Source organism: Paracoccus sp. (in: a-proteobacteria) (assembly GCF_030538695.1).
Lineage (GTDB): Bacteria > Pseudomonadota > Alphaproteobacteria > Rhodobacterales > Rhodobacteraceae > Paracoccus.
Map to the genome: position 1 here is coordinate 159,753 of NZ_JAUNTN010000002.1, position 23,829 is coordinate 183,581.

Below are 23,829 nucleotides of genomic sequence, written 5' to 3' on the forward strand. Positions count from 1 at the left end.
CCATGCGCCACATTCTGGCCCTTCCCTTCGCCCTTGCCCTTGCCGCCGCGCCGCTGTCGGCCTTTGCGCAGACCGATGTTTCCGCCGAGGCTGTCCCGGCGTCCGAGGCGACCGCCGCTGCGGTCGAGGCTGGCACCTATGGCTTTGACGCCGATCACAGCCAGATCGTTTTTCATTACAATCACATGGGCTTTTCGACCAGCTTTGGCTTCGTGAACGGCCTGTCGGGTGAGGCGGTTCTGGACCCTGCCGATCCGGCAAAATCCACGATCACCGCATCTTTCCCGCTGTCCAAGCTGCAAACCGTGTCCAAGGGTCTGGACGAGCATCTGATGGGGGATGATTTCTTCAAAGGTGCGGCACCGGATACGCAAGTAACCTTTGTTTCGACCGAAGTTGCCCCGGATGGCGACAACAAGGCCAAAGTCACCGGCGATCTGACGCTGAACGGTGTGACCAAGCCGGTCGTGCTTGATGTGACGCTGAACAAGGCCGCTCCCAGCCCGATGACCAATGTCGCCACCGTCGGCTTCGAGGCGACGACCGAGATCAAACGCTCTGACTTCAACCTGGGCGCTTTTGTTCCGGCAGTTTCCGATGAGGTGCAAATCCGCATCGACGCCGAGATGAACAAACAGTAATCGCTGCGAAATGGGAAAGGGGCGCCGCTTTGGCGCCCCTTTTTTTCGTGTCAGCCGTTGCTGGCCTCTGCCGGTGGGGCGGGCGGCACCATCGGGTTCGGGGCCGGCGTGTCCTGAGTGCGGTTCGGCAGCACCGGGATCGTGACTTCGGGCTGATCGCCGGTCAGCGCGTGCAGGAAGGCCACGATATTATCCGCATCCTCATCCGACATTTCCGTGCCGATCTGCGAATCCGACATGATCTGAACCGCCTGCCGCAGATCCCACACCTGACCCGAGTGGAAATAGGGCGCGGTCAGCGCGATATTACGCAGCGGCGCGGCGCGGAACACATATTCATCGCTGGCGGTCTGCGTCACCGCAAAGCGACCAGCGTCATCGGGCGGCAGAATATCGGCACCGGGTTTGGCGACTACGCCGAACGGGTGGTAATCCTGCCCGCCAAGGTTGATGCCATAGTGGCAGGCGGTGCAGCCCGTGTCGATAAATGCCTGCATCCCGATTTTTTGCTGATCGGTCATCGCCGCGTCATCGCCCGCCATGAACAGGTCCAGCGGCGAATTGGGGGTAATCAGCGTCGCCTCATACTGCTCGATCGCATGGGCGAAATTGTCGAATGTCACCGGGTCAGCCTCGCCGGGGAAGGCGGCTTTGAAGGCCTCGACATATTCCGGCATGGAATTGATCGTCGTCACCACCTGCTCGGGGGTATTGGACATTTCCACACCCGCCTGAACCGGGCCTTTCGCCTGTTCGGCAAGGTCAGGCGCGCGCCCATCCCAGAATTGCGCAGCGTTAAAGACCGAGTTCAGCACCGTGGGGGCGTTGCGCGGGCCTTTCTGCCAGCCGTGACCGATCGAGACCGGCAACTCATCATCGCCACCCAGCGACAGGTTGTGACAGGTCGCGCAGGAGATCAGCTGCGAGGACGACATGCGCGGGTCGAAATACAGCATCTTGCCCAATTCGACCTTTTCCGGGGTCAGCGGCAGGGCTTCATCTGCGCCCGCCTTCGCAATCGGTTGCGGCTCTGCGGGGATTTTTTCAAAAATTGCCAAGGCTTCTTCGCGCAGTGCCGCATTGTCGATGGCTGCATCCTGCGCCAGCGCGGGCGAAGCAACTGCAAGCGCGGCGCCTGTCAGAAGGAGTATCCGTTTCATCGTTACATCTCCTTACGGATGGGTTTTCGCGTTTCCCGGCGAATATCCTTGCGGACCGCTCGCCCGCGCAGAATATTGCAGTATTTTCACGACAATGTTCTGACACAGATCAAACGGTGGCCTGAATGTCTCTGAGTGACGCAACGACCCAAATCGACCACGCCTTCACCCGCGCCGACCTGCGCGGCCAGAGTTTCGAGAATGCTTTTGCCGGGGCAACCAGCTTTCTGCGGCGGCGCTATACCAAGGATCTGGCGGGGGTGGACCTGGCCATCACCGGCGTGCCCTTCGACCAGGCGGTGACGCATCGCCCCGGCACCCGGTTCGGGCCGCGTGCCATCCGCGAGGCATCCTGCCTGCAACCGTTCGACGCACCCTTCGGCTGGGGCTTCGACCCGATGCAGGAACTTGCGATGGTGGATTACGGCGATGTGGCTTTCGATTACGCGAATGTCCGCGAGACGCCGGGGCGGATCACCGACCATATCGCCGCGATTCTGGCGGCGGGCGTGGTGCCGGTGACGCTGGGGGGCGATCATTTCATCACCCTGCCGATCCTGCGGGCGATGGCGGCGAAATATGGGCCGATGGCGCTGATCCAGTTTGACGCCCATTCTGATACATGGGTCGATGACGACCCGGACCGTATCGACCACGGCACCTTTCTGTATAAGGCGATCAGGCAAGGGCTGGTGGACCCGGCGGCTGCGGTTAGCGTTGGCATCCGCACCGACAACCCGGACACGCTTGGGGTCACGATCCTTGATGCGCCGGGGGTGCATCAGGCAGGTATCGAGGCAACGCTGGACCGGATCCGTGCCGTGGTGGGCGACCGGCCCTGCTATGTGACCTTTGATATCGACGCGCTGGACCCGGCCTTTGCGCCCGGCACCGGCACGCCCGTCTGGGGCGGGCTGGCAAGCTGGCAGGCCGAGGCTTTGCTGCGCGGCCTTGCCGGAATCAATTTTGCGGGGGGCGATGTCGTCGAGGTTTCGCCGCCCTACGACCCGACCGGCATTACAGCCGTAGCCGGGGCGCATGTGGCTGTCTCGCTGATCTGTCTGGCGGCGGCGGCCCGGCGTTAAGTCGCGGGGGCGCTGCCCCCGCACCCCCGGGATATTTTTATGAAGAAGAAAGCGATCCTATCTTTTGCCCTTAAATATCCCGGGGTGAATTGGCCGCAGGCCAAGAGGGGGCAAAGCCCCCTTTACTTATCCAACAAGCGGATCCGGCATCCGGCAGATGGTGATTGTGGTATCGCCATAGCGGCGCTGGTCGATCTGGCGCAGCGGCGCGGGAATCAGGGGTGGGCGGGCGTCTTCCCACATGATCGTGGCACCGGGGGCGATCCAGTTGCCATCCAATGCGCTGGCGATGGCGGCTTCGCCAAGGCCCGTATCATAGGGCGGGTCCAGCAGGATCAGATCATAGCCCGGCCCCCGGTTTGGGCCAAGCCGGGTGGCATCGCGCCGCCAGACATCGGTTTCGCCCATGGCGCGGGCTTTTTCGATATTGCTTCGCAGCAGGGCGCGAGCCTTGGCGCCGTCATCGACAAAGGCTACCCGCGCCGCGCCGCGCGACAGGGCCTCCAGCCCCAGCGCCCCGGTGCCGGCGAACAGGTCCAGCACCCGCATCCCATCCAGACGCAGGCTATGGGCGTTTTCCAGCAGGTTGAAGATTGTTTCGCGCACCCGGTCGGTGGTCGGGCGCAAATGGGCGGCGGGGTCGCCTTCGCCCACATCCGCCAGTTTCAATCCGCGCAGGCGACCGCCGACGATCCTCATAGCAATGCCTTCAGGTCGGGGGCGTCAGCGATCAGCGCCGGATCTGCGCTGCGGCCCGCGTCGATCAGGCGCTTGCCGACCATATAGGCGCGGGGATCATTCAGCGCGTCCACGGCCAGCAGGCGATCTTTGGCGAAATACCATACGCTGCCGCCCTGATCCGACGGCCGCGTCACGGTACGGTCAAAGCCAGTGTTGAGGCCCGCAATTTGCAGCTTGGCGTCAAACTGATCCGACCAGAACCACGGTTTCGGCACATAGGGTTTGCCCGCGCCCAGCATGTTCTCGGCCACCAGTTCCGCCATGTCGATGGCATTGCCGACGCTTTCCAGCCGCAGTTGCGTCCCACGCCACGGAAAGCTGGCGCAGTCGCCCGCTGACCAGATGGCGGGGTCAGAGGTGCGGCCCTGTTCATCGGTGGCGATGCCATTGTCCGACGCCAGCCCGGCAGTTTCGGCCAGCGCGGTGTTGGGGGTGACGCCGATGCCGGCGATGACCAGATCCGCCGGAATGTTGCGATCGGTCAGGGTGACAGCGGTGGGGGTGATGCCGGTGATGGCGGTGTTTTCCAGAAGGGTGACGCCGTGACGCTGATGTAGGGCGCGGATCATATCGGCGGTTTCCGTGGCGGCGACGCGGCCAAGGATGCGAGGGGCAGCCTCGATCAGCGTGACTTCCAGCCCCAGCTTGCGGGCGACAGCGGCGGCCTCCAGCCCGATATAGCCGCCGCCGATCACCACCAGCCTTTGGCCGGGTTGCAGCCGGGGGCGCAGGGCGTCCACATCGGCCAGATTGCGAATGGTCAGCGCCCCGGCCAGCGGGCGCGGGGTGGCGCCGGTGGTCAGCGCCAGCCGGTCATAGGGCAGGGCAGCGGCGCTGGTTTCCACAGTTTTCGCGGCACGGTCGATATGCAGTGCGGTGGTGCCGGTCAGCAGGCGGATGTCGTTCTCGGCCCACCAGTCCGGGGCGCGCAGTTCCAGCCGGTCAAGGCCCATTTCGCCCAGCAGATAGGCTTTGGACAGCGGCGGGCGCTGATAGGGGGCGGCGGGTTCATCGCCCAGAATGGTGATCGGGGCGGTATCCCCAAGCGCACGCAGCTTTGCCGCCAGCGAGGCCGCAGCCTGTCCCGCGCCGATGATAAGAGTTCCGGCCATGGTTTCCCCCACTGGCAATTTTCGCCGGGCAATCTAGGATCAGGGCAGCCGTGTTGCAATGTCAGGAGGTGTGAAATGGCTGTTTCCAAAGGCGACAAATTGCCCGATGCGACCGTATTGCGGATGGGGGCTGATGGCCCCGAGCAGGTGCAGATGGCCGATCTGACCAAGGGCCGGGTGGCGGTTTTCGGGCTGCCGGGAGCTTTTACCGGGACGTGCAGCAATGCGCATATGCCAAGTTTCATCCGCACGGCGGATGCCTTCCGGGCCAAGGGCTTTGATGCGATTTATTGCGTGACGGTGAATGATCCGTTTGTTTGCGCGGCTTGGGCGGAAGCGACCGGATCGGATAAGGCGGGGATCGCCATTCTGGCTGATGCGGCGGGAGATTTTACCCGCGCCATGGGGCTGGCCTTTGATGCGCCGCCCGCCGGGCTGTTCGGCCGGTCCAAGCGTTACGCGCTGGCGGCAACCGATGGCGTGATCGAAGTCATTCAGATCGAGGACAGCCCCGGCATGTGCTCGGTTTCAGCCGGGGAATCGCTGCTGGAGGCGGTTTAACCGCCCAAAGGCCCCCCATGGCTGCTTAGCCGCCTAAGGGACCACGCCGGAACGGGGCAAAGTCGGTGAGGGCATCCAGTTCCTCACCGATGGCCTGCCGTTCGCGGGTCAGGTAATCATCCAGCGCCCGATAAAAACCGGGGTCCGCAACCCAATGCAGCGAGTGGATTGGCGCAGGCGTATAGCCGCGTGCCAGTTTGTGATCGCCCTGCGCCCCGGCCTCGACGCGGGGGATCTGATGGGCAATCGCCCAGTCAATTGCCTGATGATAACACAATTCGAAATGCAGATCGGGGTGATGCTCAAGGCAGCCCCAATAGCGGCCGTAAAGCGCATCCGGCCCGATAAAGTTCAGCGCCCCGGCAATCGGTTGGCCGTCGCGTTCGGCCAGCACCAGCAGGATGTCGTCGCGCATGGTCTGGTGGATGGCGTCGAAAAAGGCGCGGGTCAGATAGGGGCGGCCCCATTTGCGGCTGCCGGTATCTTGGTAAAACCGCCAGAAAGCATCCCAATGGGCGGGGCGCAGATCCTCGCCGGTCAGGCTGCGGATGCTGCCGCCAAAGGACTGCGCACGGGCGCGTTCTTTGCGCAGGGCCTTGCGGTGGCGCGAGGACAGCGCGGCAAGGAAATCATCATAGCTGTTATAGCCCCGGTTTTCCCAGTGGAATTGCTCGGTCACGCGGGGCAGGAAACCGGCAGGTGCGGCCAGTGCGGCCTCGGATTCGGTGCAGAAGGTGACATGGACGCCGGACAGGTCGGCATTGCGGGCCACCTGTGCCATGCCGCGCAGCAGGGCGATTTGCACATCCGGGTCGGGGGACAGCAGGCGCGGGCCGGTGGCAGGGGTAAAGGGAATAGCGCATTGCAGCTTTGGGTAATAATCACCGCCCGCGCGGGTGTAGGCATCGGCCCATGCGTGGTCAAAGATATATTCGCCCTGCGAATGGGTTTTCAGGTAAAGCGGTGCAACCCCTGCCAGATGACCGTCCAGTGTGGCCGAAAGATGCGCGGGCAGCCAGCCGGTGTCCTCCCCGACAGAGCCGGATGTTTCCAGCGCCGCCAGAAAGCGGTGGCTGGTGAACGGGTTGGTTCCGGCCAGATGGTCCCAGTCGGCGGCGGGGATGTCGGAAATGGCGCGGTGGGTCTGGACGGTAAGGGTCATGGGCGCAAGATAGGCGCTGGCGCGGCAATTACCAGATGGCGGCGCCGGTCCCGCCGGTGGATGCCTCCGGCGGGGATATTTATGGACAAAAGATCAGGCCAGATAGCCTTCGAAGGTGATGTTTTGTGCAATCTGGCGGGCGTTAGCCTCGGATTCCGGGCTGCGGATGGTCCAGCACAGGATCACTCCGCCTGCCGCCTTGATGCGGGCCACCGCCGGGTTGGTCAGGTCGGTATGCTGATGCGAGATAAAGCACGAACCGCTGCTGGTGTAATCCGCCAGATCCGCCAGCCGGGCGCGCTGATCGGCACCCAGCATCGGCCAGTCATCTGCCGGAAAGTGGCAGGAGGTCAGCCCGCAGGCGATTTCCGGCGCAGCCTTGTGAAAGGCGGCGGTGGTGTGCGGGTTGAAGGACATGACCGCAACCGGGCCGTGGTAATCGACCAAGAGCGCCGCCACCCGATCCTGAAGGTCGCCAATGTCGGGGCCAAGCCTGCCGTCCTGATCCTTGATCTCGATTAACAGGGGCGTGCGGCCGGCGACCAGCGCCAGTATTTGGGCCAGCGTGGGGATGGTTTCGTCGGTGTCCAGAAGGCGGGTTTGAGCCAGCGCCTCGGGGGATTGCTGGTTGACGAAGCCATCCGCGCCGCAAAGCCGCTTCAGGTCGTAGTCATGGAAAACCATCGCTGTGCCATCAGCGGCAGGCTGGATGTCACATTCAATCGCGTAGCCCGCATCAATCGCGGCGCGAAAAGCGGCGAGGCTGTTTTCCGGTATGCCCGGCTGATGCAGGCCGCGATGCGCAATCGGGCGGGTCAGAAAGTCCGGGTGCAGGGTCATGGGCGGACCTCGAAAATGGCTTCGATTTCCACGGCCACGCCGCGCGGCAGGGCGGGGGCGCTGACGGCGGCGCGGGCGTGGCGGCCCGCATCGCCAAAGACCTGTACCATCAGGTCGGAACAGCCGTTGATAACCTCGGGCTGGTCGGTGAAATCGGGGGTTGAGTTCACAAACCCGGTCAGTTTCACCACCCGCACCAGCCGGTCAAGCTCGCCATCCAGCGCCTTGCGCAGTTGCGCAATCAGCGCCAGCCCGCAGGCACGGGCGGCGTCCGCGCCCTCCGCCACGTTCAGATCGGCGCCCAGTTTGCCCGTGATAAGCCCGTCCGGTCCGGCGGAAATCTGGCCCGAGACGAACACCAGATTCCCCGACAGCACGAAGGGAACGTAATTCGCCGCGGGTGCGGGCGCGTCGGGCAGGGTGATACCCAGTTCGGTCAGGCGGTCGGTGATGGACATGATAGCCTCCGTTTGCAGCTTGGCGTGGTCGCTTGGGCAGGGGGCTGAATAATGGCGGAGAGGGTGGGATTCGAACCCACGGAACCCTTGCAGGCTCAACGGTTTTCGAGACCGCCCCGTTCGACCACTCCGGCACCTCTCCGCGCTTTGGTGTGGTAGGGGCGGCTGATATAGCCAGCCGGGTTGAAGTGCAAGGGGGGATGGCGCAGAAAATGTGGAAAATTGTTCTGTGGGCAAGGGGTGCTGGATGAGCGGTGAAAGGGTGGTTCTGGTCGGGCCTCTGGCGGATGCGCGGATGCTGGCGGTGCTTGGGGTGCAGGGGCGGGCCGTGGTGCTGCCCGGTGGCCTGCGCGGCGGCGCGCGGGCAGGGATCGAGGCGGGCGGCTGGCCTTGCTGGACCGAAGGGCCGGGGGTTCCGGGTGTCGAGGTCGAAATGACCCCGGCGCTGCGCCGCTATGCGGCGGTGTTCGGGCTGGCCGGGCCGGTCTGGGGCGCGCAGGATGCGGGCTCTGGTGCAGGCGACTGGCCCTGTGATTGGCCCGGTGACTGGCCGGGCGATCTGGCGGCGGAAATTGCGCGGATTATCCTGAGTGATGAGGTCGGGCGCAGCCCTGAGGACACGGCCCGCCGCTTGCCGATGATCGGGATATGGGCCGGGTCACGGTTGCGGGCGCAGGCTTTTGCGCCACCTGTGACGGATCTGCTGACCGAAGGTCGGGTCGATCTGGACAGCACGCGCCAGCCTTATGCCGAATATTTCTCGGTCCAGCATTTGCATCTGCGCCATTCGCTGCATGATGGTGGTATGTCTGAGCCGCTGGAGCGTGCGGTGTTCGGTATGGGCGATGCGGTGGTGATCCTGCCCTATGATCCGCAACGCGACCGGGTGCTGCTGATCGACCAGATGCGGGCCGCGCCGGTGGCGATGGGTGATCCGCAGCCGTGGTTGCTGGAGGGCATTGCGGGCCGCATCGACGCGGGCGAGACCCCCGACGATGCCGCCCGGCGCGAGGCTGTCGAAGAAGCCGGTCTGCGCCTTGGCCGGTTGATCCCGGCGCCGCTGCATTATCCTAGCCCGGCGGCGGTGGCGGAACGGATCTATCCGTTCATCGGGCTGGCCGATCTGCCCGATGCGGCGGCGGGGGTGCATGGGCTGGCATCCGAGGCCGAGGACATCCGCAGCCATCCGATCCCCCGCGAGGAGCTGGATGCGCTGGTTCAGGCGGGGGCGATCCGCAACGGGCCGCTGCTGATCCTTGCCTTATGGTTGCGGCTGCATCTGGATCAGCTTCGCGCGTGACAATAGCGGGCGGGGGAAGCGTGTGGGGGAACCTTGCTGTGGACAGCGGGTTGTGGGTGGGCGACAAGCGCCCTAAACCATAAGGAATTGCCGGGCTTCCGGCGCTAACGGAGTGTCCGCCATGACCATCCATCCCGATCTTGCCTCTGCCATCGGTAATACGCCGCTGATCCGGCTGCGCCGCGCATCCGAGGCGACAGGGTGCGAGATTCTGGGAAAAGCCGAGTTTATGAACCCCGGCCAGTCGATCAAGGACCGGGCGGCGCTTTATATCATCCGCGATGCGGTGGCGCGGGGCGATCTGAAGCCGGGCGGCACTATTGTCGAGGGAACGGCGGGCAATACCGGCATCGGGCTGGCGCTGGTGGGGGCCTCGATGGGGTTCCGCAGCGTGATCGTAATTCCTGATACGCAAAGCCAAGAGAAAAAGGACATGCTGCGGCTGGCGGGGGCGACGCTGGTTGAGGTTCCGGCGGTGCCTTACAAGAATCCGAACAATTATGTCCGTTATTCCGGGCGTCTGGCCGCGGCACTGGCAAAAACCGAACCCAATGGCGCCATCTGGGCCAATCAGTTCGACAATACCGCCAATCGTCAGGCGCATCTGGAAACCACCGGGCCGGAAATCTGGGAACAGACCGGCGGCAAGGTGGACGGTTTCACCTGTGCCGTGGGGTCAGGCGGAACGCTGGCCGGGGTGGCGATGGCCTTGCAGCCCAAGGGCGTGAAGATCGGGCTTGCTGATCCCGAGGGTGCGGCGCTTTACAGTTTTTATACGCAGGGCGTGTTTGAAAGCCCCGGCAGCTCGATCACCGAGGGTATCGGGCAGGGGCGCATCACCGCCAATCTGGAAGGCTTTACCCCCGATATGTCCTGGCGCATCCCCGATGCCGAGGCGCTGCCGGTGCTGTTCGATCTGGCGCAGCATGAAGGGCTGGTGCTGGGCGGTTCGTCCGGGGTCAATGTCGCGGGTGCGATCCGCATGGCGCGGGAAATGGGGCCGGGTCACACCATCGTGACGGTGCTGTGCGATCCCGGCCAGCGTTACATGGGCAAGCTGTGGAACCCGGCGTTCCTGCGCGACAAGGGGCTGCCCGTGCCGCATTGGCTGGATGCGACCGCGCCCGCCATGCCAGACGTGACCGAAGGGTAAAAGATGCTGCATCGTTTGCTTGCTACCGTTCTGACGGGGTTTTTGTTGCTGTCCTTGCCGTTGGCGGCGCAGGAACAGCAGTTGCCTGATTATGCGGCCTGGAACAGCGAAGCCTCGGCTGCGGAAGCGCAGATTGATTCTGGTGAGGCCAGCGATCAGGCATTGCAGGATCTGCGGGCCGATCTGGTCGGCTGGCGGCAAGAGTTTTCCGACGCGCAGAATATCAACGCGGGGCGGATTGATACGGTCAAGGCACAGCTTGACGCGCTTGGCCCCGCGCCTGCCGAGGGCGAATCCGAGGCCAAGGATATTGCCAGCCGCCGGGCCGAACTGAATACGCAACTGTCCGACCTGCAAGCCCCCGGCGTGACCGCGACCGAGGCTTACAGCCGCGCCGATGCGATGATCCGCAACATTGATGAGCAGACCCGCAAGCGCCAGACTACGGCTTTGCTGGAACAGTCGCCCTCGCCGCTGAACCCGGCGAACTGGCCGGTTGCGCTCAGTGACGGCACCAAGGCTGCCACCGATCTGATCGACGAACAAACGCAGCAGATCAGTGCCAGCGGCGGGTTGTCCGGTCTGGGGGACCGCGCCGTGCGGATCGTGGGCTATCTGCTGGCGGCGCTGGGGCTGATGATCTGGGGTAGGCGCTGGGTCGCGCGACTGCCGAACCGGCTGTCGGCGCGAGCCTCGGAAAGCTCACGCGCGGCGGTGGATTTTCTGGTATCGCTGGCGCAGATCGTGTTGCCGGTGATCGGCGTCGGCCTGCTGATCGCGGCGCTGGACGCTGCCGGGCTGGTCGGGGAACGCGGTCGCCCGATCCTGATGGCGCTGCCGGTGGCGGGGGTGCTGTTCTTTGCCGGCATCTGGCTGGCGCAGCGTGCCTTTCCTGACTCTGGCTCGATTGATGAGGGCCCGGTGTTCTTCCCCGCCGAAAAGCGCCCGCGCCTGCGTCATACGCTGATCCTGCTGATGGGGGCGCTGGCGTTCAATTTCATTCTGGCGGTGGCGGTGTTGCCTCTGTCGGGCGGGTTTGGTCCGACCGATTACGAAGCGCCGCTGGCCAAGGTTTTTACCCCGGCAGGGGCGGCGGTCTGGCATCTGCCGATCATCCTGATCGGGGCGCTGTTGCTGTTCCGGCTGTCGAACATGCTGCGCCGAGCGCCGCTGCATGACCCGGCCGATCCTGCGCAGATTCGCGCCCGCGTGGTTGGCGGCATCGGCACGCTGGGGCGGATCGTGGCTGTGGCGGCTGTGGCGGCGGCGGCTATCGGCTATGTGACGCTGGCGAATACGGTGCTGTGGTCTTCGGTGCTGACGGTGGCCATTGCGCTGTTGGTGATGGTGCTTCAGGACTTTATCGCGGACCTGTATTACATGCTGCGCCGCGGGCAGGAGGGTGCGCGGGATTCGCTGTTTGTGGTGCTAATCGGCTTTTTGCTGGTGGTCGCGGCGCTGCCGTTTCTTGCGCTGATCTGGGGCGCACGCCCGACCGATCTGGGCGAGTTCTGGACCCGCCTTCAGGCCGGTTTCAGCATGGGCGGCATCCGCCTGTCGCCGGGCAATATCCTGACATTTCTGATTGTCTTTGCGGTTGGTTATTCCGCCACCCGGATGATCCAGGGGATGTTTCGCAACTCGATCCTGCCCAAGACGCGACTGGATGAAGGCGCGCAGAATGCTGCCGTGTCCGGGCTGGGTTATATCGGTGTGTTCCTTGCCGCTCTGCTGGCGATCAGCAGCGCCGGGATCGACATGTCATCGCTGGCTATCGTTGCCGGTGCGCTGTCGGTCGGTATCGGTTTCGGGATGCAGAACATCGTCCAGAACTTTGTCAGTGGCATCATCCTGCTGATCGAGCGCCCGGTGACGGTGGGCGACTGGATCAACGCGGGTGGCAATTCCGGCGTGGTCAAGAATATTTCAGTGCGCTCGACCCGCATCCAGACATTTGACCGCACCGATGTGATCGTGCCGAACAGCGATCTGATCACGCAGACGGTGACGAACTGGACGCGCGGCAGCCTGAACGGGCGGGTGATCGTGGCGGTTAGCGTGGCCTATGGCTCGGACACGCGCGAGGTCGAGCGTATTCTGCGCGAAGTGGCCGAAGATCAGCCGACGATCATGGTCAACCCGCCGCCGACGGTGCTGTTCACGGATTTCGGGGCGGACGGTCTGAACTTTGAGGTCCGGGCGATCGTGGCCGACATTAACTCCGGCACGCGGATCATGTCCGATATACGGCATGAAATCTATGCGCGGCTGAATGCGGCAGGGATCGAAATGCCCTTCCCGCAGCGCGATTTGTGGCTGCGCAATCCCGAGACGCTGGCGCAGGTGTTGCATACTGATATGACCGCGCCACCCAAGCCGACCCGGATCGAGCCGATCCCGGCCCCTGGACGCGATCAGGCGCCAAATGTGCTGGCGCAGGATGACGGCGACAGCGGCCCCGGGGTGCCGGATGCGCCGGATACGGACGGCGGCAATAACGCAGGCTGAGGGCGCTTAGCCCGCTGCCCCGCCCGCCCAAGGTGCGCCGCCCGCCAGTTCCGCCGCCAGATGATCTATCAGCGCCCGCAGCTTGGCCGGCAGCGGCGTGACCGGCGGCCAGACGGCCCAAATGGGCAGCGGGCGGGTCTCCAGATCGGGCAGCACCCGGATCAGGCGCCCGTCGCGCAGGGCTTGGGCAACCAGAAACCCCGGCAGCATCGCCAGCCCAAGCCCAGCCTGCGCCATGTCGCGGATCGCCTTGCCATTGTTCAGACTGATGCGGCTGTTCATATGTGGCGTGATCTCGCGCCCGTTCTGACGGAACCGCCACAGCGTCGAATCCGCCGTATGGCTGTATGAAATCACATCCGCCCCGGTCAGATCGGCCAGTGTGGCGGGCAGCGGATAGCCCGGCGCGGCCACGATCACCTGCTGATCCTCGCACAGTTTGCGGGCCATCAGTGCGCCGTCGCGGGCGGCCCCGATACGGATGCCGATGTCAAAGCCCTCGCGCGCCAGATCGCGGCTGCGGTCGTCGTAATCGACACGGATCTCCAGCTCCGGATGCAGCGCGGCAAAGCGGGCAAGGATAGGCGACAGGAACATGGTGCCAAAGCTCATCGGCGCGGCAATCGCCAGCCGTCCGCGCAAAGGGGCGGCGCCATCCATGCCCCATGCGGCGCTTTCCGCCGCCGCCGTCAGCTCGGCCAGCGCGGGGCGCAGGCGTTCGGCCAGACGGGTGGCGGCTTCGGTTGGTGCAATGCGGCCCGCGTTGCGGCGGAACAGGGCTGCGCCGATCGTCGCTTCAAAATCCGCGATCCGCTTGGAAATCACCGATTTGGACAGGTTCAGCCGTGCGGCTGCGGCGGTGACGGTGCCTAACTCCATCACCGTCAGAAAGGTTTCGATCTCATCAAGGGAATAGCGCATGGCTCTGATTAGCACGCTTGGCCCTGTTCGCAAATCCCGAACGCGGGGTTGCTGTTCCCCGATCTGGCGGAAGCCTGTGTGGGACGCGATATAGGCTGCAACAGAACACACCAAAGGAGGCGATTATGGAACTGACCGGCATCCACCACCTGACAGCGATCACCGCTGACGCACCGGGGAACAACCGTTTCTATACCGATACGCTTGGCCTGCGCCGGGTGAAAAAGACCGTCAATCAGGACGACACCAGCGCCTATCACCTGTTCTTTGCCGATGGGGCGGGCAGCCCCGGCACGGACATCACCTTTTTCGACTGGCCGGTGGCGCGGGAACGGCGCGGCACCCACTCGATCAGCCGCACCGGGCTGCGGGTGGCTGAGGCAAGCCTTGACTATTGGGCGGCGCGACTGCGGGACGCCGGGGTGCAGGCTGATCCGATCCGCACGCTGGATGGTCGCGCGACGCTGGATTTCGACGACCCCGAGGGCCAGCGCCTGCGGCTGACCGCTGACCAGCCCGGCCCGGCGCATCCATGGGAGCGCAGCCCGGTGCCAGCGGAACACCAGATCCGCGGGCTTGGGCCTATCACGATTTCGGTGCCGGAACTGGCCCCGACCGAGGCGGTTCTGACCCATGCCATGAACATGCGCCGGGTCCGCGATTATGCCAGCCCGGACGGTCAGGGGCAGGTGCATGTGTTCGAGATGGGGCCGGGCGGCCCTTCGGCGGAACTGCACGTTGCGGTTCAGCCCGGCTTGCCGGTGGCGCGTCAGGGTGCGGGGGCGGTGCATCACGTCGCCTTCCGGGTGCCGGATAACGCGGCCATCGCGGAATGGGCGCAGCGGGTGCAGGCCCTGCGCATTCCCAACAGCGGCGAGGTCGAGCGGTATTATTTCCGCAGCCTTTATTTCCGCGAACCCGGCGGCAACCTGTTCGAGATTGCCACCGACACGCCGGGCTTTGATGTGGACGAACCGTTCGAGACCATGGGTGAGGCGCTGTCCCTGCCACCGTTCCTTGAACCACGCCGGGCGCAGATCGAGGCGCGACTGAAACCGCTGGATTGAAGCCGGAGAATACAGACAAAAACCGCCCTTCGGGGCGGTTTTTACTTGCAGTAAGGGATGTTTGCGGAAACAAGCGCGCAAAACAGGAGAATCGCATGGCTGAAGTGGGTTTGGCGCAGATGATCGGCCCGGTTGTGGTGCTGGCCGGGGCCGCCGTTGTCGCGGTGCCGCTGTTCCGGCGGATCGGGCTTGGCTCGGTGCTGGGCTATTTCGCGGCCGGGGCGCTGGTTGGACCGTCGGTGCTGGGGCTGTTCAGTGACCCGGCCTCGATCCTGCATTTCGCGGAATTGGGCGTGGTGATGTTCCTGTTCGTCATCGGGCTGGAGCTGCGCCCCTCGACCTTGTGGTCGATGCGCGGGCAGATCTTTGGCCTTGGGCTGGCGCAGGTGTTGGCCTGTATCGCGCTGCTGACGGCGGGCGGTATCCTGCTGTTCGGCTTTTCCCCGGCAGCGGCCTTTGTCGGTGGGGCGGGGTTCGTCATGTCCTCGACCGCCGTTATCATGTCGATCCTGCAAGAACGCGGCGAGATCGCCAGCGGTGAGGGGCAGAAAGCCGTCAGCATCTTGCTGTTTGAAGACCTGATGATCGTGCCTTTGCTGGCCTTTGTCGCCATGCTGTCGCCGGTCGCCAGCGGCGACAGCGGTGCGGGCGGGGTGCTGCTGGCGGCGGGGGCGCTGGTCGCGCTGATCGTGGCGGGGCGCTATCTGCTGGACCCGTTCTTTGCGCTGCTGGCCCGGTCCCGCACGCGCGAAGTGCTGACGGCGGGCGCGTTGTTGATCGTGCTGGGTTCGGCGCTGCTGATGGAAACGGTGGGTCTGTCGATGGCGATGGGGGCGTTTATCGCAGGGGTTCTGCTGTCTGGCTCCAGCTATCGCCATCAGATCGAAACCGACATCGAACCGTTTCGCGGGTTGTTGATGGGGCTGTTCTTTATGGCCGTGGGCATGTCGCTGGACCTGCGGGTTCTGGCGAATGACTGGCCTTTGGTGCTGGCCATGCTGGTTGCTGCCGTGCTGGTCAAGGCGGCGGAGATTTACGGCGTGGCGCGGCTGTTCGGATCGACCAACCGGCAGGCGTTGCACCGCACCAGCATGTTCGCGCAGGGCGGAGAGTTTGCCTTTGTGCTGTTCATCGGTGCGGTGTCGGGGCGGGTGATTACCGACCATCAGAACGCGCTGTTTTCAACCGTAGTGATCCTGTCCATGGCGCTGACGCCGCTGATCCTGATTGCCGCTGACCGCTTCCTGAAGGACGAAAGCCCTTCGATGGAGGGGGTCGAGGAGGCTCGCGACCTGCATGGTCAGGTGCTGATGATCGGCTTTGGCCGCTTTGGTCAGCTTGTCTCGCAGGTGCTGCTGCGCCAGCGCGTCGATGTCTCGGTGATCGAAACCGACCCCGAGTTGATCCGTATTGCCAGCCGTGCCTTCGGGTTCAAGATCTTCTATGGCGACGGCTCGCGGCTGGATGTGCTGCACCATTCCGGTGCCGCTGACGCCGAGGTGATCATGGTTTGTGTGAATGACCGTGACACGGCCAACCGTATCACCGAGCTGGTCCGGCATGAGTTCCCGATGGCCCGTCTGCTGGTGCGCAGCTATGACCGCCGCCATTCGGTCGATCTGATCCGTGCGGGCGTTGATTTCGAGGTGCGCGAGACGCTGGAATCCGCCTTTGTCATGGGCGCACAGGGCCTGCGTGAGCTGGGCAGTTCCGAAGATGAGGTCCGCGGTGCCGTCACCGCGATCCGCCAGCTTGATGCGGAACGGCTGTCGATGCAGGTGCAGGGGGAAAACACTTCGGGCCTCGACCGGCTGGTGCGGCCCGGCCTGCCCATGCCCGAGCCGCTGACCGCACCCTGCCGCCGCAAAACCGACGATCAGGGCGATGTGGTCGGGGATCAACCCGCCTGACGGCGCTAAACGGCGGGGATCATCCCCGCCGTTTTTGTCAGGGTTGCCTCGGTGCCGATTTGGCGATCCAGCCGCCCCCGGTCTTTTCGAACAGGGCATAGGCGTCACTCTTTGAAATATCTGTTTTGCCCGTCCGCATATTCGGCCCTTCTGCCTCGGCCGTGAATGTGCAGTTATAGGTGTTCGTGCTTTCGATTATGCAGCCGTTTTTCTGAAAAGACAGAACTTTGATCGGCCTGGGCAACAGCGGCGCGATTTTATCAAACTCAGCCTGGATCGCTTGCCGCATTTCACCTTCGGATGGCTCGGCGCTGCTGCCAGCAGCCAGAAGGACAATCAGGGGGAGGGCAAGAAAGTATTTGATATACATGAGTTCTCCTTTTGCCTTGTCGGTTGTTTTGCCCGAAAGGGGCAGGCAGTTCATACGCAATCCACCGGCAATTCTGCTTGTGAAATGACAGCGCCTTGATTGTGGCCCTTCGCCCGCTTGGGCTGGTGCAGAACATTGCCGGCGCTGATACCGGCGGCCAGCAGAAGGATCAGGGGCAGGTCGGCAAACGGGCGCATGATCTTTGCCTTTGATTTCCTGAAAAGCTAACGTCGGGGGGCGGCCCGGCTGAGATGCAGGCGGCTGCGGGAAAAGCGGATGGGGGTGCGGATGCCGGGGGTGCCTTCGGGCGCGATGACCACGCCGCGCGCCTGCACCTGCGGATCGGCCAGCGCCTCGGCCACGGAATTGATCGGGCCACCGGGGACGCCTGCGGCTTGCAGCCGGGCGGTGATCTCGGCGCGGGTCAGGGGGGCGGTCAGGACGCTGATCCGGGCCACGACCGTATCCCGCGCCGCCACCCGCTGCGCGTTGGTGGCATAGGCAGGATCGGCGGCCAGCGTCGGGTCGCCAAGCGCCTGCGCCAGCGCCGCGAATTGCCGGTCTGATCCGCAGGCGATGATGATATGACCATCGCTGGCGGGAAACACCTGATAAGGCACGATATTGGGGTGCGCATTGCCCATCCGGCGCGGCGCGGCCCCGGCCAGCGCGTTCATGGCCTGATTGGCCAGCGCCGCCACCGCACAATCCATCAGCGACAGGTCAATCTGCTGGCCCAAACCGCTGCGGCTGCGTTCGGCCAAAGCGGCCTGAACCGCGATCACACCATACAAGCCGGTGATAATGTCGATCCATGCGACGCCGACCTTTTGCGGCGGACCGTCGGGGTCTCCGGTCAGGTCCATGATGCCGCTGGCGCCCTGAATCAGCAGGTCATAGCCGGGCAGGTCAGCCTTTGGTCCATCCTGCCCAAAGCCCGTGACCGAGGCATGGATCAGCCCCGGATTGTCCACCGCAAGGCTTTGATAATCCAGCCCGTAACGCGCCAGATCACCGCGTTTGAAGTTCTCGATAACCACATCGGCGCGGGCGATTTCGGCCTTGAGTGCGGCCAGTTGTGCGGGGTTGCGGAAATCGCATGTCATGCCGCGTTTGCCACGGTTCGCGGCGTGGAAATAGGCGGCGCTGTCACCGATAAAGGGCGGTCCCCAGTTGCGGGTCTCATCGCCCTGAGGCGATTCGACCTTGACCACATCCGCGCCAAGATCGGCCAGCGTCTGTCCGATCCACGGCCCGGCGAGGATGCGGGCCAGCTCGATCACGCGCAGGCCGGTCAACGGCATCAGAAGAACGCCTGAAGGCCGGTGATGGCGCGGCCAAGGATCAGCGCGTGAACGTCATGGGTGCCTTCATAGGTGTTGACGGTTTCCAGATTGGCGGCGTGGCGCATGACCTGATAATCCTCGGAAATGCCGTTGCCGCCATGCATGTCGCGGGCCATGCGGGCGATGTCCAGCGCCTTGCCGCAGTTGTTGCGTTTGATAAGGCTGATCATTTCCGGCGCGGCCTGCGCCTGATCCATCAGCCGCCCAACCTGCAAGGCGGCTTGCAGGCCAAGGCTGATCCCGGTCAGCATATTCGCCAGTTTCAATTGATAAAGCTGCGTCTGCGCCAGCGGGCGGCGGAATTGCTGGCGGTCAAGGCCATATTGGCGGGCCGCGCTCATGCAGAACTCGGCTGCGCCAAGCACGCCCCAACTGATCCCGTAACGCGCGCGGTTCAGACAGCCGAACGGGCCTTTCAGCCCCTCGACATTGGGTAACAGCGCGGTTTCCGGCACCTCGACATTCTCCATGACGATTTCGCCGGTGATGCTGGCTCGCAGCGACAGCTTGCCGCCGATTTTGGGCGCGGACAGGCCGGGCATCCCCTTGTCCAGCACAAAGCCGCGGATCTTGCCGCCATGGGCCTCGGATTTGGCCCAGACAACGAACACATCCGCAATCGGGCTGTTCGAGATCCACATTTTCGATCCGTTCAGCACATAGCCCGCGTCGGTTTTGCGGGCCACGGTTTTCATCCCGGCGGGGTCGGAACCCGCATCTGGTTCGGTCAGGCCGAAACAGCCGATCCATTCGCCGCTGGCCAGCCTGGGCAGGTATTTCCGGCGCTGCTCCTCGGACCCATAGGCATAGATCGGATAGATCACCAGCGAGGACTGCACCGACATCATGCTGCGATAGCCGCTGTCCACGCGCTCGATTTCCCGCGCGATCAACCCATAGCTGACGTAAGATGCCCCAAGCCCGCCATATTCTTCCGGCAGGGTCGCGCCCAGCAGGCCCATTGCCCCCATTTCCGCGAAAATCGCCGGGTCCGTGACCTCATCGCGCCATGCCGCAATCACGCGCGGTTGCAGGCGGTCCTGCGCATAGGCGCGGGCGCTGTCACGGATGGCGCGTTCCTCGTCCGAAAGCTGACCGTCCAGCCGCAGCGCGTCGGTCCAGTCGAACGGGCCAAGTTCGGGGGCATCCTTGGGTTTCAGCGGCATGGGCAGTCCTTTCCTGACAATGACTTATCAAAGCACGATTGCCCCGGCCCAGCCAAGAGGTTTTACGAAATCCCGCGAGGGCTTGAGTTTGGTCAAGGCAGGTCCGCGCCGCGCGGCACACAAATAGTCCAGCGCGGCAGTTCTGCCCGGCATCGGGACATTGGAATGATGATGAAACAGCGGTATGCGGCATTGCGGGTCTTGCGGCCCTTTTTTGCCTTTCTTCTGGGGCTTTTCCTGCTGTTGTCCGGTCCGGTCCGGGCGCAGGTGTTGCCGCAGTTTCTGAACGAGGTTCCGGCAGGCGATCTGGTCGCGGGGGCCGATGCTTATGGCCCGATGCGCAGCGATTTGCCCGTCGCACCGGTTCTGGCGCAAGGCAAGACCGTCGGCTGGGCCTTTATCACCAGCGATTTCGTCGGCACCACTGGCTATTCCGGCAAGCCTATTCATACGATGGTCGCCATTGACGATGCGGCCAAGGTGGTCGGCGTCAGGCTGGTAAAACATTCCGAACCCATCGTTCTGATCGGTATTCCCAATTCCCGGATGGAGGAAATGGTCGCCGGTTATATCGGCCTTGATCTGGTGGCCGAGGCGGCTGCGGGCGGTTCGGCGCATGACCTGAACATCATTTCCGGCGCGACGGTGACGGTGATGGTCATTGACGACAACATCGTGCGGGCGGGCCTGCGGGTTGCGCGGGCGCTGGGCCTTGGCGGGCTGGGGGCCGAGGTCGCCTCTGGCCCGGAATATGTGCTGCGCGAGGACGCTGCCCCCGTCACCGACTGGGCCGAGGGCGAGGGCGACGGCACCATCCGCCGCCTTGCCCTGACCGTGGGCGAGGTGAACGAGGCTTTCGCCGCCCATGACGACACCCGCGCCGCTGACCGCCCGCTGAATGATGCGCCCGAGACCAACTTTATCGACATGCAGGCGGCGCTGGTCAGCGTGCCTTCCATCGGGCGGGTGGTGCTTGGGGACCGGGATTACGACAACCTTGCCAATTGGCTGCAAGAGGGCGACAGCGCCGTGCTGATCGCTGGCATGGGAATCTATTCCTTCAAAGGCTCGGGCTATGTCCGGGGCGGGATTTTCGACCGGATTCAGTTGATTCAGGACGATGTGTCGGTGCGCTTCCGTGACCGCCAGCACCGCCGCTCCAGTATCGCTTTGGCCGGGTCGCCGGGCTTTACCGAAGTGGACTTGTTCCGCATCCCTGCCGACAGCGGTTTCGACCCGACCAAGCCGTTCCGCATTCAACTGCTGGTGCATCGTGACGTTTCGGCGCTGGAAAAGGCGTTTCTGACCTATGACCTGGGCTACCAACTGCCCGAGCGTTATTTGCAGGCCATTCCGCAGCCCGAGGCCACCCCGGCCCCTGCCGAGGCCGTCGCCGCCGCGGAAATGCCCGAAGCCAGCGCACAAGCTGCCCTGTGGGAGCGCGTCTGGGCCAGCAAACAGCCGCAGATTGCCGCCACGCTGGTGATGCTGGGTATCCTGACGCTGGCGTTCTTCTTTCAGGAATACCTGTCGCGCAGCGAACGCGCGGTGCGGGTGTTCCGCCTGACCTTCCTGACGATCACGCTGGTTGTGCTTGGCTGGATGTGGAATGCGCAGCTTTCGGTGGTGAATATCTTTGCGCTGTTCAATGCGCTGCGGGATAACTTCTCGTGGCAGGCATTCCTGCTGGACCCGCTGACTTTTATCCTGTGGTTCAGCGTGGCTGCTGCGCTGATCTTCTGGGGGCGTGGGGCCTATTGTGGCTGGCTGTGTCCGTTCGGTGCTTTGCAAGAACTGACCAACCAGATCGCCCGCAAGCTGCGCGTGCCGCAGATCACCGTGCCATGGTTCATCCATGAACGCGCCTGGGCGGTGAAATATGTGATCTTCCTGGGCCTGTTCGGTGTGTCGCTGGTCAGCCTTGAGCGGGCCGAGCATCTGGCCGAGGTCGAGCCGTTCAAAACCGCGATCATCCTCAACTTCCAACGCTCATGGCCGTTCCTGCTCTATGTCGGCGCGCTGCTGATCGGCGGGTTGTTCATCGAGCGGTTCTATTGCCGTTACCTCTGCCCGCTGGGTGCGGCGCTGGCCATTCCGGCGCGGATGCGGATGTTCGACTGGCTCAAGCGTTACAAGGAATGTGGCAATCCCTGCCAGACCTGCGCCAATGAATGTTTCGTGCAGGCCATTCACCCCGAAGGCCAGATCAACCCGAATGAGTGCCTGAACTGTATGCATTGTCAGGTTCTGTATCATTCAAAAACGAAATGCCCCGTTGTCATCAAAAAGCTGAAACGCCGTCAGGCCGTCAGCGACAGCGGTGTTCCCGACCTCACCCCTCGCGCGGGGCTGAGCAACCATCCCAACCTTCAGGCGAAAGGAGTCTGATATGACCGAGGACAACAAGACCCGCATCAGCCGGCGCGGCCTGCTTGGCACCGCCGTTGGTGGCGCGGCCCTGCTGGGCGGCGGCATCACCACCCGCAGCGCGTTCCTTGCCGCAGCAACCGGCGGCGCAGCCGTGGCGGCTGCCGGTTCGGCCAGTGCGCAATCGGCGGGCGAGGCGAATATCCACATCGCGCCGGGCCAGTTGGATGAATATTATGGCTTCTGGTCGTCGGGCCAGACCGGCGAGGCGCGGATTCTGGGCATCCCGTCGATGCGCGAGCTGATGCGGATTCCGGTGTTCAACCGCTGCTCCGCGACCGGCTGGGGCCAGACCAACGAATCGATCCGCATCCATCAGCGGACGATGAGCGAAAAGACCAAGAACTATCTGGCCGCCAACGGCAAGAAAATCCACGACAACGGCGACCTGCACCACATCCATATGTCCTATACGGACGGTCGTTATGACGGCCAGTATCTGTTCATGCAGGACAAGGCCAATGGCCGTATCGCCCGCATCCGCTGCGATGTGATGAAATGCGATTCCATTCTGGAAATGCCCAACGCCACCGCCATGCACGGGATGCGCCCGCGCAAGGTGCCGTCGTCCAACTATATCTTCTGCAACAGCGAGGACGAAACCCCGCTGGTCAATGACGGCACCACGATGGACGATGTGTCCACCTATGTGAACCTGTTCAGCGCCGTGGACAGCGACAAGATGGAGGTCGCATGGCAGATCATCGTCTCGGGCAACCTTGACAACTGCGATGCGGATTATGACGGGAAATATGCCTTCTCGACCAGCTATAACTCGGAAATGGGGATGACCCAGGCCGAGATGACCTCGGCCGAGATGGACCATGTGGTCGTCTTTGACATCGAAGCGATCGAGGCGGCCATCGAACGTGGCGAGTATCAGGAACTGAACGGGGCCAAGATCCTTGACGGGCGCAAGGAAAACGCGGCCGCACGGCTGACGCGCTATATCCCGATCCCGAACAACCCGCATGGTTGCAACATGGCCCCGGACAAGATCCACCTGTGCATCGCGGGCAAGCTGTCGCCGACCGTTTCGGTGATCGACGTGCGCAAACTGGCCGCCGTGTTCGCGGATGAGGCGGAACCGGAATCGGTGATCGTCGCCCAGCCCGAAGTCGGCCTTGGCCCGCTTCACACCGCGTTTGACGGTCAGGGCAACGCCTTTACCTCGCTGTTCCTCGACAGCCAGGTGGTGAAATGGAACATCGAAAACGCCGTTCGCGCCTATAATGGCGAAAACGTCAATCCGATCATTTCCAAGGTTGATGTGCAGTATCAGCCGGGCCACCTGAAAACCACGCTGGGCGAGACGCTGGATGCCGACGGCAAATGGCTGGTCTGCCTGTCTAAGTTCAGCAAGGACCGCTTCCTGAACGTCGGCCCGCTCAAGCCGGAAAACGATCAGTTGATCGACATTTCGACCGACGACATGAAGGTCGTCCATGATGGCCCGAACTTTGCCGAGCCGCATGACGCCATCGCCGTTCCGGCCTCGCTGATGACGCCGATCATCAAATCGGTGTGGGATCGCAATGACCCGATGTGGGCCGAGACCCGCGCACAGGCCGAGGCGGACGGGATCGACCTTGACGACTGGCAGGACAGCGTGATCCGCGACAAGGACGACCCCACCAAGGTGCGCGTCTATATGTCCTCGCAGGCGCCGACCTTTGCGCTGGATGAGTTCGAGGTGAACGAGGGTGACGAGGTAACGGTGATCGTCACCAACCTTGATGACATCGACGATCTGACCCACGGCTTCACCCTTGGCAACCACGGCGTTGCCATGGAAATCGGGCCGCAGGCGACCTCATCCGTGACCTTCGTGGCCGCCAAGCCGGGCGTTTACTGGTATTATTGCCAGTGGTTCTGCCACGCGCTGCATATGGAAATGCGCG

Annotated in this window: 20 protein-coding genes and 1 tRNA gene; 10 read left to right on the plus strand and 11 right to left on the minus strand. The window is 63.6% G+C overall.

Annotated elements, in window-relative coordinates; all coding sequences use genetic code 11:
- Positions 1 to 2: 2 nt before the first annotated feature.
- On the plus strand, positions 3 to 641 hold the full coding sequence (locus tag Q4G24_RS01840; protein WP_303364792.1) for a YceI family protein: 639 nt from the start codon (positions 3 to 5) through the stop codon (positions 639 to 641).
- A 50-nt stretch (positions 642 to 691) separates the two neighbouring features.
- Here the strand turns inward: Q4G24_RS01840 and Q4G24_RS01845 are convergent, their stop codons facing one another.
- Positions 692 to 1,801: a cytochrome-c peroxidase gene (locus Q4G24_RS01845; protein ID WP_303364793.1), complete on the minus strand. Its 1,110-nt coding sequence runs from the start codon at positions 1,799 to 1,801 to the stop codon at positions 692 to 694.
- Between the two features lie 125 nt (positions 1,802 to 1,926).
- On the opposite strand from Q4G24_RS01845, the gene speB reads away from it, so the two are divergent.
- Positions 1,927 to 2,886, plus strand: coding sequence for an agmatinase (gene speB, locus Q4G24_RS01850; RefSeq protein ID WP_303364794.1), 960 nt, complete (start codon positions 1,927 to 1,929; stop codon positions 2,884 to 2,886).
- Between the two features lie 126 nt (positions 2,887 to 3,012).
- Here speB and rsmD read toward each other — a convergent pair whose 3' ends face one another.
- Entirely contained in the window at positions 3,013 to 3,585 is a 573-nt protein-coding gene (gene rsmD, locus Q4G24_RS01855) for a 16S rRNA (guanine(966)-N(2))-methyltransferase RsmD (RefSeq protein ID WP_303364795.1), read from the minus strand.
- A complete protein-coding gene (locus Q4G24_RS01860) occupies positions 3,582 to 4,739 on the minus strand; it encodes an NAD(P)/FAD-dependent oxidoreductase (protein WP_303364796.1) in 1,158 nt (385 codons plus the stop codon). The genes rsmD and Q4G24_RS01860 overlap by 4 nt, the downstream gene beginning before the upstream one ends.
- 75 nt (positions 4,740 to 4,814) lie before the next feature.
- Here Q4G24_RS01860 and Q4G24_RS01865 point away from each other — a divergent pair, with 75 nt between their 5' ends.
- Positions 4,815 to 5,300, plus strand: a complete 486-nt coding sequence (locus Q4G24_RS01865; protein ID WP_303364797.1) for a peroxiredoxin — start codon at positions 4,815 to 4,817, stop codon at positions 5,298 to 5,300.
- Between the two features lie 25 nt (positions 5,301 to 5,325).
- Here the strand turns inward: Q4G24_RS01865 and Q4G24_RS01870 are convergent, their stop codons facing one another.
- The 4 genes from Q4G24_RS01870 to Q4G24_RS01885 form a co-directional block, all read right to left on the minus strand.
- Positions 5,326 to 6,462, minus strand: coding sequence for a GNAT family N-acetyltransferase (locus tag Q4G24_RS01870; RefSeq protein ID WP_303364798.1), 1,137 nt, complete (start codon positions 6,460 to 6,462; stop codon positions 5,326 to 5,328).
- A 93-nt stretch (positions 6,463 to 6,555) separates the two neighbouring features.
- Positions 6,556 to 7,302, minus strand: a complete 747-nt coding sequence (locus Q4G24_RS01875) for a glycerophosphodiester phosphodiesterase family protein (RefSeq protein WP_303364799.1) — start codon at positions 7,300 to 7,302, stop codon at positions 6,556 to 6,558.
- Positions 7,299 to 7,760, minus strand: coding sequence for a RidA family protein (locus Q4G24_RS01880; RefSeq protein WP_303364800.1), 462 nt, complete (start codon positions 7,758 to 7,760; stop codon positions 7,299 to 7,301). The genes Q4G24_RS01875 and Q4G24_RS01880 overlap by 4 nt, the downstream gene beginning before the upstream one ends.
- A gap of 52 nt (positions 7,761 to 7,812) precedes the next feature.
- Positions 7,813 to 7,902: transfer RNA gene (locus Q4G24_RS01885), tRNA-Ser, on the minus strand.
- A gap of 105 nt (positions 7,903 to 8,007) precedes the next feature.
- Between Q4G24_RS01885 and Q4G24_RS01890 the strand changes: the two genes are divergently transcribed.
- The 3 genes from Q4G24_RS01890 (at position 8,008) to Q4G24_RS01900 (ending at position 12,721) form a co-directional block, all read left to right on the plus strand.
- Complete coding sequence (locus Q4G24_RS01890) at positions 8,008 to 9,060, plus strand: NUDIX domain-containing protein (protein WP_303364801.1); 1,053 nt, start codon at positions 8,008 to 8,010, stop codon at positions 9,058 to 9,060.
- Between the two features lie 121 nt (positions 9,061 to 9,181).
- Positions 9,182 to 10,213 (plus strand): cysteine synthase A, encoded by a 1,032-nt coding sequence (locus Q4G24_RS01895; RefSeq protein WP_303364802.1) that lies wholly within the window; start codon positions 9,182 to 9,184, stop codon positions 10,211 to 10,213.
- Positions 10,214 to 10,216: 3 nt separating this feature from the next.
- Complete coding sequence (locus Q4G24_RS01900; protein ID WP_303364803.1) at positions 10,217 to 12,721, plus strand: DUF3772 domain-containing protein; 2,505 nt, start codon at positions 10,217 to 10,219, stop codon at positions 12,719 to 12,721.
- Between the two features lie 6 nt (positions 12,722 to 12,727).
- Here the strand turns inward: Q4G24_RS01900 and Q4G24_RS01905 are convergent, their stop codons facing one another.
- Positions 12,728 to 13,642, minus strand: coding sequence for a LysR family transcriptional regulator (locus Q4G24_RS01905; RefSeq protein ID WP_303364804.1), 915 nt, complete (start codon positions 13,640 to 13,642; stop codon positions 12,728 to 12,730).
- A 125-nt stretch (positions 13,643 to 13,767) separates the two neighbouring features.
- On the opposite strand from Q4G24_RS01905, the gene Q4G24_RS01910 reads away from it, so the two are divergent.
- Positions 13,768 to 14,709, plus strand: coding sequence for a ring-cleaving dioxygenase (locus Q4G24_RS01910; RefSeq protein WP_303364805.1), 942 nt, complete (start codon positions 13,768 to 13,770; stop codon positions 14,707 to 14,709).
- A gap of 95 nt (positions 14,710 to 14,804) precedes the next feature.
- Entirely contained in the window at positions 14,805 to 16,619 is a 1,815-nt protein-coding gene (locus Q4G24_RS01915; RefSeq protein WP_303364806.1) for a monovalent cation:proton antiporter-2 (CPA2) family protein, read from the plus strand.
- Positions 16,620 to 16,656: 37 nt separating this feature from the next.
- Here the strand turns inward: Q4G24_RS01915 and Q4G24_RS01920 are convergent, their stop codons facing one another.
- The 3 genes from Q4G24_RS01920 to Q4G24_RS01930 all read right to left on the minus strand — a co-directional run bounded on the left by Q4G24_RS01920 (position 16,657) and on the right by Q4G24_RS01930 (position 19,501).
- Positions 16,657 to 16,989, minus strand: coding sequence for a hypothetical protein (locus Q4G24_RS01920; protein ID WP_303364807.1), 333 nt, complete (start codon positions 16,987 to 16,989; stop codon positions 16,657 to 16,659).
- Between the two features lie 224 nt (positions 16,990 to 17,213).
- Complete coding sequence (locus Q4G24_RS01925) at positions 17,214 to 18,293, minus strand: CaiB/BaiF CoA-transferase family protein (RefSeq protein WP_303364808.1); 1,080 nt, start codon at positions 18,291 to 18,293, stop codon at positions 17,214 to 17,216.
- A complete protein-coding gene (locus Q4G24_RS01930) occupies positions 18,293 to 19,501 on the minus strand; it encodes an acyl-CoA dehydrogenase (protein WP_303364809.1) in 1,209 nt (402 codons plus the stop codon). The genes Q4G24_RS01925 and Q4G24_RS01930 overlap by 1 nt, the downstream gene beginning before the upstream one ends.
- Positions 19,502 to 19,672: 171 nt before the next feature.
- Between Q4G24_RS01930 and Q4G24_RS01935 the strand changes: the two genes are divergently transcribed.
- Both Q4G24_RS01935 and nosZ read left to right on the plus strand, forming a co-directional pair.
- Positions 19,673 to 21,889, plus strand: coding sequence for a NosR/NirI family protein (locus Q4G24_RS01935; protein ID WP_303364810.1), 2,217 nt, complete (start codon positions 19,673 to 19,675; stop codon positions 21,887 to 21,889).
- A gap of 1 nt (position 21,890) precedes the next feature.
- A partial coding sequence (nosZ, locus tag Q4G24_RS01940) for a TAT-dependent nitrous-oxide reductase (protein ID WP_303364811.1) occupies positions 21,891 to 23,829 on the plus strand: 1,939 nt, incomplete at its 3' end.